The sequence below is a fragment of the uncultured Boseongicola sp. genome (assembly GCF_937988555.1).
Taxonomy (GTDB): Bacteria; Pseudomonadota; Alphaproteobacteria; order Rhodobacterales; family Rhodobacteraceae; genus Boseongicola.
Genome location: NZ_CALJXO010000207.1, coordinates 36,997 through 52,224 on the forward strand (window position 1 = coordinate 36,997; position 15,228 = coordinate 52,224).

12 protein-coding genes and 2 pseudogenes are annotated in these 15,228 nt (G+C 56.4%); 4 read left to right on the forward strand and 10 right to left on the reverse strand.

The features are described 5' to 3' along the window. Positions 1-51 precede the first annotated feature (51 nt). Complete coding sequence (gltA, locus tag Q1B15_RS12180) at positions 52-1,347, forward strand: citrate synthase (protein WP_299754004.1); 1,296 nt, start codon at positions 52-54, stop codon at positions 1,345-1,347. Between the two features lie 279 nt (positions 1,348-1,626). Next, positions 1,627-2,169, forward strand: a pseudogene (locus Q1B15_RS12185) (alternative oxidase). A 148-nt stretch (positions 2,170-2,317) separates the two neighbouring features. Here Q1B15_RS12185 and Q1B15_RS12190 read toward each other — a convergent pair. The 10 genes and pseudogenes from Q1B15_RS12190 to Q1B15_RS12230 form a co-directional block, all read right to left on the reverse strand. Beyond that, positions 2,318-3,094 carry an enoyl-CoA hydratase-related protein gene (locus Q1B15_RS12190; RefSeq protein WP_299754005.1) on the reverse strand — a complete coding sequence of 259 codons (777 nt, stop codon included), beginning with the start codon at positions 3,092-3,094 and terminating at the stop codon, positions 2,318-2,320. Between the two features lie 69 nt (positions 3,095-3,163). Continuing rightward, positions 3,164-3,613 (reverse strand): cytochrome c-type biogenesis protein, encoded by a 450-nt coding sequence (locus Q1B15_RS12195; protein ID WP_299754030.1) that lies wholly within the window; start codon positions 3,611-3,613, stop codon positions 3,164-3,166. Then, positions 3,613-5,592 (reverse strand): heme lyase CcmF/NrfE family subunit, encoded by a 1,980-nt coding sequence (locus Q1B15_RS12200; RefSeq protein ID WP_299754006.1) that lies wholly within the window; start codon positions 5,590-5,592, stop codon positions 3,613-3,615. Before Q1B15_RS12200 ends, Q1B15_RS12195 begins: the two co-directional genes overlap by 1 nt. Positions 5,593-5,595: 3 nt before the next feature. Next, the gene (locus Q1B15_RS12205; RefSeq protein ID WP_299754007.1) at positions 5,596-5,871 is read right to left on the reverse strand and encodes a hypothetical protein; all 276 of its coding nucleotides are present in this window, start codon (positions 5,869-5,871) and stop codon (positions 5,596-5,598) included. A gap of 136 nt (positions 5,872-6,007) precedes the next feature. Beyond that, positions 6,008-6,091, reverse strand: a complete 84-nt coding sequence (locus tag Q1B15_RS23490; RefSeq protein ID WP_366141723.1) for a hypothetical protein — start codon at positions 6,089-6,091, stop codon at positions 6,008-6,010. 118 nt (positions 6,092-6,209) lie between these two features. Beyond that, on the reverse strand, positions 6,210-6,653 hold the full coding sequence (gene ccmE / locus Q1B15_RS12210) for a cytochrome c maturation protein CcmE (RefSeq protein WP_299754031.1): 444 nt from the start codon (positions 6,651-6,653) through the stop codon (positions 6,210-6,212). A 72-nt stretch (positions 6,654-6,725) separates the two neighbouring features. Further along, positions 6,726-7,754 carry an N-acetyl-gamma-glutamyl-phosphate reductase gene (gene argC / locus Q1B15_RS12215; RefSeq protein WP_299754008.1) on the reverse strand — a complete coding sequence of 343 codons (1,029 nt, stop codon included), beginning with the start codon at positions 7,752-7,754 and terminating at the stop codon, positions 6,726-6,728. 57 nt (positions 7,755-7,811) lie between these two features. Continuing rightward, positions 7,812-8,624, reverse strand: coding sequence for an aspartate/glutamate racemase family protein (locus tag Q1B15_RS12220; protein ID WP_299754009.1), 813 nt, complete (start codon positions 8,622-8,624; stop codon positions 7,812-7,814). Next, positions 8,602-9,514: pseudogene (locus tag Q1B15_RS12225) on the reverse strand (lysophospholipid acyltransferase family protein). The gene Q1B15_RS12220 and the pseudogene Q1B15_RS12225 overlap by 23 nt, the downstream one beginning before the upstream one ends. A gap of 74 nt (positions 9,515-9,588) precedes the next feature. Then, positions 9,589-13,002 carry an indolepyruvate ferredoxin oxidoreductase family protein gene (locus Q1B15_RS12230; protein WP_299754010.1) on the reverse strand — a complete coding sequence of 1,138 codons (3,414 nt, stop codon included), beginning with the start codon at positions 13,000-13,002 and terminating at the stop codon, positions 9,589-9,591. A gap of 146 nt (positions 13,003-13,148) precedes the next feature. Between Q1B15_RS12230 and Q1B15_RS12235 the strand changes: the two genes are divergently transcribed. Together Q1B15_RS12235 and Q1B15_RS12240 are read left to right on the forward strand one after the other, a co-directional pair. Continuing rightward, positions 13,149-14,180: a LysR family transcriptional regulator gene (locus Q1B15_RS12235; RefSeq protein WP_299754032.1), complete on the forward strand. Its 1,032-nt coding sequence runs from the start codon at positions 13,149-13,151 to the stop codon at positions 14,178-14,180. A 107-nt stretch (positions 14,181-14,287) separates the two neighbouring features. Then, the gene (locus Q1B15_RS12240) at positions 14,288-15,217 is read left to right on the forward strand and encodes an AEC family transporter (protein WP_299754011.1); all 930 of its coding nucleotides are present in this window, start codon (positions 14,288-14,290) and stop codon (positions 15,215-15,217) included. Positions 15,218-15,228: the final 11 nt, after the last annotated feature.

Below are 15,228 nucleotides of genomic sequence, written 5' to 3' on the forward strand. Positions count from 1 at the left end.
CGACGGACAAACCGACCGGCCCTTTGGACCGGACTGAAAACGGGGATGACCATGGCAGACACTAAGAAAACAGCCAAACTGACGTTCGATGGCAAGGAAATTGAACTGCCGATCTTGTCCCCCAGCGCGGGTCCGGACGTTTTGGATATCCGCAAACTTTACGCACAGGGCGACGTCTTCACTTATGATCCCGGCTTCACCTCGACAGCGGCGTGCGACAGCACGATCACGTTCATCGATGGCGATCTTGGCGAGTTGTTGCACCGTGGTTACCCGATTGATCAGTTGGCTGAGAAATCGCACTTCCTCGAGGTCAGCTATTTGCTGCTTTACGGCGAATTGCCCTCGGCGGTTCAGCTGGAAGATTTTGAGGCCCGCGTGACGCAGCATACAATGTTGCATGAACAAATGGTTTATTTCTATCGCGGCTTCCGTCGGGACGCGCACCCGATGGCGATTATGACCGGTGTCGTTGGTGCCATGTCAGCGTTTTATCATGACAGTACGGACATCACTGATCCGTGGCAGCGCGAAGTGGCGACGATCCGGCTGATCGCTAAAATGCCAACGATTGCAGCCTGGGCTTACAAGTTCTCGATCGGTCAGCCGTTTGTGTATCCGCGCAATGATCTTGACTATGCCTCGAATTTCTTGCGGATGTGTTTTTCGGTGCCCGCCGAGGAATACGAAGTGAACCCGATCCTGTCGCGTGCGATGGACCGCATCTTTACGTTACACGCTGATCATGAACAAAACGCTTCGACATCGACCGTACGGCTTGCGTCGTCTTCAGGTGCCAACCCGTTTGCCTGTATCGCGGCCGGTATTGCCTGCCTTTGGGGGCCTGCGCATGGTGGTGCAAACCAGGCGTGTCTTGAGATGCTACGCGAGATTGGCACAGTGGATCGCATCCCTGAGTACATCGCGCGTGCAAAAGACAGGGACGATCCGTTCCGTCTGATGGGCTTTGGACACCGGGTTTATAAGAACTTTGACCCGCGTGCGAAGGTCATGAAGCAGTCGGCGGACGAGGTGCTTGAGTTGCTTGGGATTGAGAACAATCCGACGCTTCAAGTGGCTAAAGAACTTGAGCGGATCGCAGTTGAGGATCCCTACTTCAAAGAGAAGAAGCTTTATCCGAACGTAGATTTCTATTCCGGTATTATTCTGGATGCGATGGGCTTCCCGACATCGATGTTCACGCCGATCTTTGCGCTTGCGCGGACCGTTGGCTGGATCAGCCAATGGAAAGAGATGATTGCCGATCCACAGATGAAAATCGGTCGTCCCCGTCAGCTTTATGTTGGTGCGACGATGCGCGATTATGTGGACGTCGAAAACCGCTGATATTCAGAACCTATGGTATGTGATAATGCCGCCGCTGCAAATGCTGAGAATGCGCATTCGCGGCAGATATCTTCTGTAGCCATACAGGAGAAAGACCGACGACATCAACGTCGGACGCACGGTTCAATATTGACCTTACTACGAGCCACGCGCCGGTGGATTTCAGGACAGGCTGGCTTTGCGGATCGTGAAGTTCATGCGCATTTTTGCCGACCAATTCTTTGCCAAACGCTATAGCCACTGGGCTGTAGTCTGGAGACGGATGCGGCTGTTCCCGGAATGGTGGGCGGGCTTTTGCAGCCGCTTAAGTTGATCCGTCATATCCGCGATGATCAGGGCTGGATCAAAGCGTTGCTCGAAGAGGCCGACACCGAGCGCATGCATCTGATGACTTTTATCGAGATCGCTCAGCCGACGCGGGTCGAGAGATCGATCATCATGCCGGGTCAGGGGGGCTATAATGTCTATCTCTGAGCGTATCTGCTCTTTCCATCGGTGGCGCACAAGATTCTCGGATATCTCGAAGAAGAAGGCGTGGCGAGCTATTTACAGTTTCTTGAAGAAATCGAAGCCGGCAAGGTAGAGAACGTGCCGGAGCCGCGAATTGCAAAAGCGTACTGGGGTTTTCCCGATGATGCACGGCTTCGCGACGTTGTGATTGTGATCCGCGCTGATGAGGCCGAGAATCGCAATGCCTACGATGGGTTTTCCGGTAAAATTGCGGCGGGCGATCAAACATTGGGAGCTGCCAACACGGATTACAGAACGGAAAGGCGGCGCGCGGCTATTTTTTCGGTCTGCGCGCCGGGTATTTTCTTATAGTACTGTTTTTAGGGGCGTTTACGGTATTTCGTAACGTCGTTGTTACATCGCATTGCGTCCGTGCAGTCGCGCGTAAAGATAGGGTTCTGTTAACCCCTTAGCCGTGAAATTTCCGCGATATGGTTGAGACTGCGTTAACAGTGTGGGCTTATCGGCCTTCGTATTGTGCCGGGCGCTTTTCCATAAACGCAAGAACGCCTTCGCGAAAATCACGGGTCTTGCCGCAACGGCCCTGAAGCTTGGCTTCCAACAGCAGCTGCTCTTCAAGCGTATTGCCAGCGCTGGCCCGGAGCGCTTCTTTGATGCCCACGTAGGACGTCGTTGGACCAGATGCGAGTTTGGCCGCGCGGTCGCGCCAGCGAGCCTCAAACGATGCGTCCGGCACCGTTTCCCAAATCATACCCCAGTCGGCTGCCTGCCGCGCGGTTATGGGCTCGGCGAACAAGGCCGCGCCCATAGCGCGCGCCATGCCAATCTGCTGCGGCAGGAAATGTGTGACGCCCGCGTCGGGGATAAGGCCGATGCGTGCGAAGGCTTGCAAGAAGATCGCGCTCTCGGTGGCAATTACAACGTCTGCGGCTAGCGCAAGGGCTGTCCCTGCCCCGGCAGCGGCACCGTTGACGGCCGCGATGACGGGGATTGGTGCGTCTACCATCGCGCGGATCATTGGCATGTATTCGTCGCGCAATGTCCGTTCCAGGTCGGTGTTCGCGACTGTGGCGCGATCGCCAAGGTCCTGGCCCGAGCAGAACGCATCGCCGGTGCCAGTAATGACGAGGGCACGCATGGTGAGGCTGAGAGCTTTGACGGCGTGAAGAATTTCCGCGCGCATCTGCGTGTTGAATGCGTTCTTTACCTCGGGGCGGTTCAGCGCAATGACGCCGTAGCCGCCGGTTTCAGTGACGCGGATGGTTTGATAGTCCATAGGAATTCCTTTTAACGCTCTGGCATCACATAAGTGAACTGAACGGTTCGGAAAAGTCCAAACGCGACGTTAGTCGTCCATAAGTTGGCTGAGGCGAGATTTTTCTGCGTCCGAAAGGGTGTCAGGAGCAGCTTCGGGGCGTCTGCGGCGAATATAGACGGCTGCGATCCCGAAGGCTGCAAGGAACATCGCCGGGCCTGCAATCCAAAGGATCAGGGTAGAGCCAGTTGCGCGTGGAGTCAGCAGCACGTATTCGCCATAGCGCGCAACGATGAAGTCAATTGTCTCGTCGTTGGTATCACCTGCAACGAGACGCTCGCGGACCAAAAGGCGCAGGTCGCGGGCCAGTTCTGCGTCGCTTTCGTCGATGCTTTCGTTGCGGCAGACGAGGCAACGGAGGTTCTTCGACATTTCCCGGGCGCGTTCTTCTAACGCCGGATCGTCGAGGATTTCGTTGGGTTGCACCGCCAATGCCGGCGTGGCGATGGCAAGTGCAATGGTTAACATCAACACACGGATCATTCGGCTGGGACCCCGCCTGAAGCTTTTGGCGTTTTGCGCGCGCCAGCCGCGACGCGGAAGCGACGGTCCGTCAGAGACAAGAGCCCGCCGAGCGACATGATGATCGCGCCCGCCCAGATCCAGCTGGCGAAGGGTTTGACGAAGGTGCGGACTGACCATCCGCCGTTGCCTTGCGGATCGCCGATGACGAGGTAGAGGTCACGGAAGATGCCGTTGTCTATGGCTGCTTCCGTGGTTGGCATGTTGGCAACGGGATAGATGCGTTTTTCAGGGAACAACGTGGTGACTTCAGCGCCGTTTCGATCGACGCGCATTTCCGCCATGGTCGAGATATAGTTCGGGCCCTCGAGTTGTCGCACGTCCACGAGGGTCACCTCATAGGCCCCAACGCGGAAGCTCTCACCGGGTTTAGCGACGCGGATATCCTCGATTTGCCAAGCAGTAATGGCGGCAATGCCGATGAAGGTGATTCCAAGGCCCGCATGTGCTGTGACTCGGCCCATGTCAGCGCGTGGCAGGTGGATGAGACGACGGAGCTTGGCTGCTGCCCCTCCCCGTCCTGTGCGTTGCAACAGATCGACGCCTGCTCCGAAGACAAGCCAGGTGCCCAAGGCCACCCCAATCGGGGCGATCATCGAGCGCTCGGTCTGAACGGTCCAGACGATGGCGACGACCGCGAAGGCGGCAGCAAGGACGCCATAAAGCGGGCGTATGGTATTGGCCAGTTTCGCGCGCTTCCAGGGCAGCATCGAACCGATGGGTAGGATGATTGCCAGCGCCATCATGAAGGGAGTGAAAGCGGCGTCAAAAAACGGCGAGCCGACCGAGAGCTTTCGGTCCCAGAGGAGTTCGGCGACCAGCGGCCAGATCGTACCTAGGAAAACAACAAACGTGGCGACCGCGAGCAGGACATTGTTGGCGACAAGAGCACTTTCACGGCTTACAAGGCTGAACACACCTTTCGCCTGCAACTGGCCTGCGCGCGCCGCGTAGAGCGTCAGCGCGCCCCCCATGAAAAAGGCGGTGATCAACAAGAGGTAGACGCCGCGTTCGGGGTCATTGGCAAAGGCGTGGACGGATGTAAGCACACCGGATCGCACGATGAACGCGCCGATCAGCGAGAAGCCGAATGCGAGAATTGCCAGCAGGATCGTCCAGCTTTTCAACGCCTCGCGCTTTTCAACAACAATGGCCGAATGCAAAAGGGCTGCGGCAATGAGCCATGGCATGAAGGACGCGTTTTCGACCGGATCCCAAAACCAGAAACCGCCCCATCCAAGCTCGTAGTAGGCCCACCAGCTTCCAAGTGCGATGCCGATGGTGAGGTTCAGCCATGCCAATAATGTCCATGGCCGGACCCAGCGGCCCCAGGCGGCGTCGACGCGGCCCTCGATCAGAGCGGCGACGGCGAAAGAGAAGCTCATCGAGAGGCCGACGTAGCCGATGTAGAGAAATGGCGGATGGAACGCGAGGCCGGGGTCCTGCAGGAGTGGGTTTAGATCCTGGCCATTCAGGGGCGGAAATTCCAAGCGCTCGAATGGGTTCGACGTGAAGATAAGAAATGTCAAAAAAGCAACGCCAACAGAGGCTTGCACCCCAAGAACACGGGCACGCAGCCGGTCTGGAAGATTCCCTCCGAACCACGCCGCTAGCGCTCCGAAGAAGGCGAGGATCACGCACCAAAGCAGCATAGAGCCTTCGTGGTTGCCCCATACTCCGCTGATTTTATAGAGCATCGGTTTGGCAGTGTGGCTATTGGCTACGACAAGGCGGAGCGAGAAGTCCGAGGTGACGAAGGCGTATGTGAGGGCCGCAAACGAAAAGCCCAAAAGAAAGAATTGAACCGTTGCGGCGGGTTCGGCCACTGCCATCCAGCCACGCCAACCTTTGTGGGCGCCGACGAGTGGCATGACCGTCTGAACGACGGCAACCAGAAGGGCAAGAATCAGGGTGAAGTGGCCAAGTTCGATAAACATGAGTCATACAGTAGAGCGCGCGCAAGGAGAGGCCAAGGGCGCGGGACGCTTCGTCGCGGTTTGGTGACGCGGGCGTGAGAAAATCTGATCAGTCCGTCTGGTTTTGCGCAGAATGGCTTTCGTTCCAAACGCGCCGAACACCTGTAAAGCCGGCGGGAACAACACGAGAAGGCCGCCGGTCAGACCGATATCTGCGTCAAAGCTTTGAGAGCGCTGATGGTGCAGGGACATATCGCAGATGAAGACCCCGACAATCAATGTCGAGAGGACGACAAGCATCAGCAAATACTCTTGAGACGCTCCTTGGGATAGTTGAAACGCCGTGCAGCCACATACGGCTATGTCGACACCGCCTTGCGCGCGCGGGCGCAGGTCAGAACCCGCGCATCCGCTTCGTTGACGCAGACATCGCTGTTCAGATCAAGGCGGAGCCGCCGCATAGTGTGTGTATCGCAACACCGAAATTGGTTTCCCCGCCGGGGCCAGACGGGTCTTTCATGCACCCGCCTTCGCGGACAGGATGGCGTCTACAATGAAGTGGACTGTGTTGGTATCAATCCGTTTCCCTTGGTCTGGACTGTTGCGCCAGAACGTCCGGGAAAAGAATGGGCCAGTACCTAACCGTTCGGGTCTTGGTAAACGCCTTGGGCTTTCAAAGCGTCAATGACCTCGGATGGCATATAGGTTTCGTCATGGCGAGCCAAAATTTCCGAGGCCTCGAACACGCCATCAATATAACGACCCGTGCCGACCATGCCCTCGCCTTCGCCAAAAAGGTCGGGAAGAACGCCGGTATATGATACTGGAATAGTGGCACCGCCGTCGGTGACAGCAAACGTGATTGTTTCACCCTGCCCGCGTATCAAGGTGCCGTCAGCCACAAGCCCGCCTATGCGAAACACCTCTGTAGCCGGGGGGGGCGTTTCGGCGATCTCGGACGGTGAGCGAAAAAACTGAAGCGCATCAGGCGCTGCAATGTAAAAGGCAGTGAATGAGGCGATCATCGCGGCAAACGCCAGCACGATGACCTGTATTCGGCGTTGCTTTTTAAGACCCTTCATCATCTCTTCTTCTTGGTCAAAATACTCTGGCGAGATTGAGGGGCAAAGCCCCTCGTTCCCAAAGTCAGATAATCACGGATAAACAGGTGCTGCCATGAGACCAGTCGTCTCATCTTCGCCCAGCATCAGGTTAGCGTTCTGGATGGCCTGCCCCGACGAACCCTTGGTGAGGTTGTCGAGTGTCGCAATCACCGTGACGCGACCCGCGATGCGATCCCCTGCCACACCGATATGGCAGAAATTCGAGGCACGCACGTCCTTCATCTGCGGCATTTCCCCCATCGGAAGAACTTGAATGAAAGGCTCGTTTACATAGGCTTTGGACAAAGTCTGGAAAGCGATCTCAGGGTCGCCTTTCAGGTAGCAAGTCATCACAATGCCACGCGTGGCCGGGATCAGATGCGGGGTCAGCTGCACACGTATGTCATGGCCTGCGATCGCGGAGAACTCCTGATCGAACTCGCCAAGATGACGATGGGTGCCACCGACAGAGTAGGCTTTGACGTTTTCGCTCATCTCGGATGACAAAAGATGTTCTTTCAGCGAACGGCCCGCACCTGATGAGGCCGCTTTGAGGTCCATGATAATGTCATCAAAGTCTATGACCCCGGCTTCAATCAAGGGGCGCAGCGCGAACTGCCCAGTTGCCGCGTTGCATCCAGTACCCGCGACGAGCCGCGCGGATTTGATCTGATCACGGTAAAATTCCGTGAGGCCGTACACTGATTCTTTTTGCAGACTGGGCGCAGAGTGCGGTTTGCCGTACCATGCGGCATAGGCTTTTGCATCGCGCAGACGGAAATCAGCGGACAGATCTACGACCTTGAGATCGCTTGGCAATTTAGCGATCACTGCCTGTGACGTTGCATGCGGCAAAGCACAAAACGCCAGATCAATACCGGCAAAATCGATGTCTTCGATCCGAACGAGATCAGGAAGGTCCATATGGCGCAGATGCGGGTAGACCGATGACATCGGCTGGCCTGCCTTGCGGTCGCCCGACAAAGCTTTGATCCGAAATGTTGGATGGGTGGCGATCAGCCGTACGAGTTCGGCACCGGTGTATCCGCTGGCGCCCAGAATGGCGATGTTGTGGGGCATGGGGCCCGCTCCTTTGAGACTTTCACATGATGTAACGATAGGACGGCTACGCTGCAATCAGGCGGCGTGGAAATCGGCTCGTCGTCGCAAGAACCGTGTGGCCTGATCGCTGACGCGTTGGGGGTCACCTGTAGTCAGAAACATCGACACTTTGCCGGCCCCAAGCATGTTGGGGCGGCGTTCAAGATAGTCCGCGAGGCTTTCCGCCACCAGATCGGCCTGACTGTAGACTTTTACGTCTGCGCCAAGTGCGTCCTGGAATATATCTTCGACAATCGGGTAATGCGTGCAGCCCAAAATAGCGGCATCGGGCAGCGGCATTTTGCGTTTCATTGCATCGACATGGCTACGCACCAGAGCCTCAGCTAGGATCATGTCGCCGTCTTCAATGGCATCCACGACGCCGCCGCAGGCTTGCGCTTCGACGTCGACACCAATGGCGCGAAACGCCAACTCGCGTTGAAACGCACGGCTGGACACGGTGGCAGGTGTTGCAAACAATGCGACGTGTTTTACCGAAACTTCGCGTGGCGGAGAATTGTCACCCCACTCGCGTTCTGTCAGTGCTTCGATCAACGGAACGAACACGCCAAGAACGCGTTTGCCGTCGGGGATCCAGCTATCCTGCATCCGCCGCAATGCCGCAGCAGAAGCGGTGTTGCAGGCAAGGATCACAAGATCGCAACCGGCGTCAAAGAGGCGCTGGGTCCCGACCGTTGTGAGGTTAAAGATGTCTTCCGCGTCGCGCGTTCCGTAAGGCGTATGAGCGTTGTCGCCGTAATAAACCACCGGCAGATCCGGCATGCGTTCGGACACCGCTTTGTAGACGGTAAGCCCCCCTAATCCGCTATCCAGTATACCGACCGCCATCGCGTCGCGCCTTTTTTTGACTCGCCTCGAACTCGAATTCATAGATTTCGGTTCGTGTGCCTTCTGGCGAAAGGGCATAGGTCGACGCGCGCAAAAAGTCCATCATGGCCTTTGCATCCCCGCACCTTGCGGTGATTTCTTCTGCCGCCATGGGCTTTCCGATCACGACTTTGAAAGGTTCGTCGGTGCGGCGCCGGAATTCCTTGATTAAAAGCACGGCCCGCAGGTTGGTGTGAACGTGGCTTGCAATCTCAAACAGCCACGAGTTTGCCCCTTCGAAATTGATCGGCAACACCGTGGCGTTGGGCTTGGCGATCATCTTCGCCGTGAACGACCGCCAGCCAGTATCCAGCGGTTCTGAAAACGGTTTGGCAGACGTTGATACGGTTCCGCCGGGAAAGATGCCAATCGCGCCGCCGCTCGCCAGAAAATCGAGCGCTGTTTTGCGGGTTTCAAGGTTTTCAGCAAGCGCTTCGCGGGTTTCGTCAAAGGAAATCGGCAAGGGCACACAATCAAGATCGCCGACTTTGCGAAAAACCTTGTGCGCGAGGATGCAAAAAACCTTGTCGCGCGGTGCTTAGGATACGCCCCATCATAAGGTTATCAAGGATGCCATAAGGATGATTGGAGACAACCACGAGCAGGCCGCTTGGGGGTAGGGTTTCAAGCGAGCCGCCAGTGATATCGAGGCTGAGGCCATACCAGTCAACCATGACTTGCCAGAAATCAGCGCCGTCTGAGACCTCGTATTGGTAGCCAACTGCGCGGCGGATAAGATTGAGCCGCCCTGTGGCGTTTTCCAGCGCGCGGATGACCGCGCGACCTCCGCGACTTTGGGCGACATGGGCGTAGCTGATGTCGCGGGCGAAGTGTCGCTCAAACGATGTCATAGGCTGTGTATCCGCGTGCTTTGCGTACGTTGTGCCCGATTTAAGTGACAACTTTATGGAATGCGCCCCTCCGGCTACGCAGCCTTCGACCTAGAGGGAAGCGTTTGGAGTGCAGCGCGGAGGGTTCTACGTGTTTCTTCTGCGGCTTGGGCGTTTGCGCGCTTCACCGGGCCGAAACCTCGGATCTTAAGGGGAAGTGCAGCCAAGGCAATCGCGGCTTCGCGGTTTGCCGGAGGGTTTTTCACGATGTCCCTGATATCGCGCTCGTATTCTCGGATTAAGTGGCGCTCCATCCGGCGCTCGGCTGTGTAGCCGAAAGGATCGAAAGGCGTACCGCGCAGGCGTTTCAGTTTCGCCAGATGCGGCCAAAGGCGTTCCGTCCAAGCGCCGAAAGCCCGTTTTTTGGGTCGCCCATCCGGGCCGCTTCGCGACAGGAAAGGCGGCGCAAGATTGTAGGTCAGTTTGAGATCGCCTTCGAAGGTTTCAGCCGCTTTCTCGCGGGTGGTTTGAAGAAGGCGGGCGACTTCGTATTCGTCCTTGTAGGCAAGAAGCTTGTGATACCCTTTTGCGACTGCTTCTTTCAGATCGCCTTCTTCGACGCTGGCGAGAAGCTTTAGATATCGCTGGGCAAGCCGCTCAGATTGATAGTCGGTGAGATGAGCGGCACGAAAATCTATTTTACTTTTTAATGTCTGATACTTATCAGATACGTCTGATGTAATTAGTTTTGCCGCTATATCCTGATTTTCGGCAAACCAACGGCCGATCTGGAAGGCTTTAAGATTGTCTTCCACGGCTGCCCCGTTAAGCGCGATCGCCTCCTCGATTGCGGCACGGCTCAGAGGGACGTGACCTTTCTGCCAGGACGCGCCAAGCAGCAGCATGTTGGCGTAGATGGCGTCGCCCATCATGTTCTGGGCAAGCTTGGTTACGTCAAAAAGCGTCAGATTGTCATGTAGACGAGACTGTAGCGAGATCGCGAGGTCTTCGCTTGGGACACGGAATTCGGTGTTGCGGGTGAATTCTCCGGTGATGATTTCATGGGTGTTCACGACGGCTTTCGTGCGTCCCGTCGCCATAAGCCTGATGGTCTTGGCCCCCGCAGACACAACAAGATCGCCGCCGATTAGCGTGTCGCATTCGCCGACCGAGACGCGGATTGCGTTTATGTCTTCGGGTGCGTTTGCAAGACGGCAGTGGATATGGACCGCACCGCCCTTTTGCGCCAAGCCCGCCATCTCCATCATGCTGGCGCCCTTGCCCTCCAAATGCGCAGCCATGGCAACGATGGCTCCAATGGTGATAACGCCCGCACCACCGACGCCGGCAATGACGATGTTGTGAGTTTGAGCCGTGATTTCAGGCGGTTGACGGTCAGGCAAGTCGGTCATATCGACGTCTGCAGTTGAGTTTCTCCGCAGGGTCGCACCTTCGATTGTGACGAAAGACGGACAGAATCCTTTGACGCAGGAATAGTCTTTATTGCAAGACGATTGGTCTATGGTACGTTTTCGGCCCAACTCGGTATCAAGAGGAACGATAGAGACGCAATTGGACTGCACCCCACAATCGCCGCAGCCTTCGCAGATGTCGGGATCAATAAAGACCCGTTTGTCAGGATCAGGGAAAGCGCCGCGTTTTCTTTTGCGGCGTTTTTCGACGGCGCAAGTCTGGACATAAAGAATGGCCGACACTCCCTTGATATTTCTATATTTGTCCTGAACAAAGGGAAGATATTCGCGTGAATACCATTCGACGTTCTTTGGGAAGTCTGCGCGATGGGGCTCCTCTTTTTCATCGAAAACGACCGCAACATGTTGCACGCCCATTGCGACCAATTCGTGGGCCACGCGATCTGCTGACAGATCGCCGTCGATGACTTGCCCGCCTGTTAAGGCAACTGCATCGTTGTAGAGGATTTTGAACGTAATATTCACATTCGATCCTAGGGCCGCGCGGATTGCCAGAATGCCCGAATGGTTATAGGTGCCGTCGCCCATGTTCTGGAACACATGTTCAGTGGTCGAAAACGGACTCTCGCCCACCCAATTGACGCCCTCGGCACCCATATGGGTGTAGCCGTTGGTTTCGCGATCCATCCAAAGGACCATCGTGTGACATCCAATGCCCGCGTAGGCGCGGCTACCGTCCGGCACTTTGGTCGATGTGTTATGCGGGCAGCCGGAGCAGAAATACGGCAAACGGGATGCGATTTCCGGGGTGTTGTCTGCGGAAAGGGCGCTAGAGATTTTAGCCATTGCCCCGGTAATGGTATCGGTTTCACGGCCTTCCTCGATCAGGATACTTCCTATTTTCTCTGCAATCACAACCGGATCGAGGGAATAGTGGCTTTGGAATAACTCTTCTCGTGGCGCACCGTCCGAAGCGCCTTTGTACCAACCATAGACCCGGCATCCAGCGCGCGCCTCAAACAACGCGTCTTTGATCTGGACCTCGATCAGTTTGCGCTTTTCTTCGACGATAACAATCAGGTCGAGCCCTTCTGCCCATTCCCGCAACGACAGGGCGTCAATCGGATAGACCTGCCCCAATTTATAGCTCGTGATCCCAAGCCGGTCCGCGGTATCATCAGAAATTCCAAGAAGGCTCATCGCATGGATCAGGTCGAGCCAGTTCTTGCCGGCCGCCACAAATCCGATCTTTGCGCCTGGCTTGCCGTGCATGCGGGCGTCGGGACGATTGGCCCGCGCGAAAGCTTCGGCGGCGGAGCGTTTATGGTCGATCAGCCGGGATTCTTGCGGGATCCAGTGGTCCCCAAGACGTATGTTAAGTCCGCCTTCAGGCATGTCAAAATCGGGAATGACAAAGGACATGCGATCAAGTCGGGCATCGACGACAGAGGTGACTTCGACCGTGTCTTTCATCAATTTCAGCGAGGACCAAAGGCCCGAAAACCGGCTAAGTGCATAGCCATAAAGGCCAAAATCAAGGATTTCCTGCACGCCTGCGGGAGACAGGATTGGGACCTGCGCGTCGACCATAGCAAATTCGGACTGGTGGCAGGTTGTCGAGCTTTCTCCGACGTGATCGTCGCCCATCGCGAGAACCACTCCGCCGTGACGCGACGAGCCCGCGAGGTTTCCGTGGCGGATGGCATCGCCTGAGCGATCTACTCCGGGGCCCTTGCCGTACCAAAGTGCGAAAACACCGTCGTGTTTGCCTTCTCCGCGCAACTCGGCTTGTTGGGTGCCCCAAATTGCAGTCGCGGCAAGGTCTTCGTTTAAACCGGGATGAAACAGTATGTTGGCGGCTTCCAGATCAGCTTTGGCGCGCGTCATCTGGGTATCAACAGCGCCAAGGGGCGAACCGCGGTACCCCGAAACATAACCTGCGGTATCAAGGCCGTCAGCTTCGTCGCGTGCCTGCTGCATCAGCATGAGACGCACCAAGGCCTGCGAGCCATTGAGCAAAACGGCCTCTTTTGAAAGGTCGTATTTGTCGTGCAAGGTGATGGTGTGCCGACTCATGAGTGCCTCCCGTGTGCTGGTCAAGTATAGGTCAAACACTCTGACCTACAAATGAAACCTTTGTCATGTCGGCATTTGCATTTGTAGCGGGCCTGCGGGTAAGCAGTTGCAACCTGTTACCGCCACCACCGACAGAAAGCTCTGATATGGACTGGGACAAGCTGCGAATATTTCACGCCGTGGCCGATGCGGGAAGTCTGACCCACGCGGGCGACGTTCTGCACTTGAGCCAATCTGCCGTTTCACGGCAAATACGGGCGTTGGAAGAAAGCCTGAACACGACGCTTTTTCACCGACACGCGCGGGGGCTGATCCTGACCGAGCAGGGCGAATTACTGTTTGATGCGGCGTCAGCGATGTCACGACGCCTGGACACGGCCGAAGCCCGCATCCGCGACAGCGAGGAAGAAGTCTTCGGCGAATTGCGGGTTACGACAACGATCGGGTTCGGCTCGCTTTGGTTGGCGCCGCGACTGTCCAAACTTTATGACAAGTACCCAGAGCTGAATATCGACCTGATGTTGGACGAGCGCGTGCTGGATTTGCCTATGCGCGAGGCAGATGTGGCTATACGGATGAAAGAGCCAAGCCAGGCCGACCTGATCCGTCGTAGATTGATGACCGTTCATATGCGGCTTTATGCGACGCCTGAGTATCTTGCGCGCCGAGGCGTGCCGGAGACGCTGGATGATCTGAAAAAACACCGACTGATTTATCTCAACACGCAAGCGACGCAAGTGATTGCGGGCGCAAGTCTTGTGAAAGAGTTGTTGACCCATGATGTCACTTCGCGGCTGACCGTGAACAACTATTTTGGCGTGTTGCAGGCGATGCGGTCAAATCTGGGCATAGGCATTCTGCCGGATTATGTGGTGGAAGATATTCAGGATGCTCAACGCGTTCTGCCCGAAGTGGAAAGCAATGAAATCCCTGTGTTTCTGGCCTATCCTGAAGAATTGCGGCAGTCACGCCGGATCGCGGCGTTTCGTGACTTTGTGACGGAAGAGATCATCGCACAACGCAAACGCATCAAGGCCGCAGCGCTTCAGCACGACGCGGGATTGTTTGCCATGCGCCTACTGCATAGCCGGTTTGCTTACCAAATGGTCAGAAAATTCTTGATTGGGGCGCTTTGGGTGCCTAAGTCCTTGTTGAACGAGGTGGCTTTGCCACTGTAGTTTACCTCCCTGTTAGACTGGCCGGGCTTTGCGCCCGGTCTTTTTTTTCGCCCCGCCTTGGCGTTTCGCTTTGAGCCGATCTACTCAACGTGCTACGCGGCGGTAATATGTGGGATATCTTTCTAAAAACATTGCCGTTTTTCGCAATTATCGCGCTTGGCTACGCAAGTGGCCGCACGCGTTTTTTCACCGAAGAGGCGACGGCCTATCTGACGAAATTCGTGTTCTATTTCGCGCTTTCGGCCATGCTTTTTGGCTTTACTGCGAATCTGTCAATTGCCGAGATTATCGACTGGACCTTCGTCACCGCTTATTTGTCGGCCTCTTTGCTGGTCTATTTGCTGGTCACTTTCGTGGCAGTGATCCGAAAGCGCCCCGTCGCAGAGGCGGCTTTCGAGGCGCAGTGCGGGGTCATTGGCAACGTTGGTTTCTTAGGCGTGCCAATGCTAACGTTGTTGCTTGGGGCCGAGGCCGTCGGGCCGGTCATTCTGGTCTTAGCGGTCGATCTGATCTTCTTTGGTAGCCTGATTGTGATCCTGATAACCGGATCGAGAGATGGGCGTATGTCAATCGGTGTCCTGCGCACTGTGGCGTTGGGTCTGTTGAAAAACCCGATGATCGTTTCGATCACGCTTGGGTTGCTTTGGTCGGCACTTAGCATTCCGATCCCGGCCCCGGTGGGCGAGTTTCTGACTTTGCTTGGTGCGGCAGCAACCCCCGGCGCTCTTTTCGCAATCGGTGCGAGCCTGGCAAGCAAGTCGGCCGAACGCTTGTCGGTGGCGGGGTGGCTGTCGTTTGCTAAACTGGTGCTCCATCCGGGTGCTGTGGCGATCGCGGCGTTGTTTATCTGGCCGGTTGATCCCTATGCAGCGGGTGTGATGATCGCCGCGGCCGCCCTTCCGGTGGCGGGCAATGTCTATATTCTGGCGCAGCATTATGGCGTTGCGCCAACGCGGGTGTCGGCTTCGATACTGATTTCGACGGCGGCCTCAATTGTGACGGTGTCGGCGGTGATTGCTTGGATCAGCGCAAGCTAAAGGAAGGATGG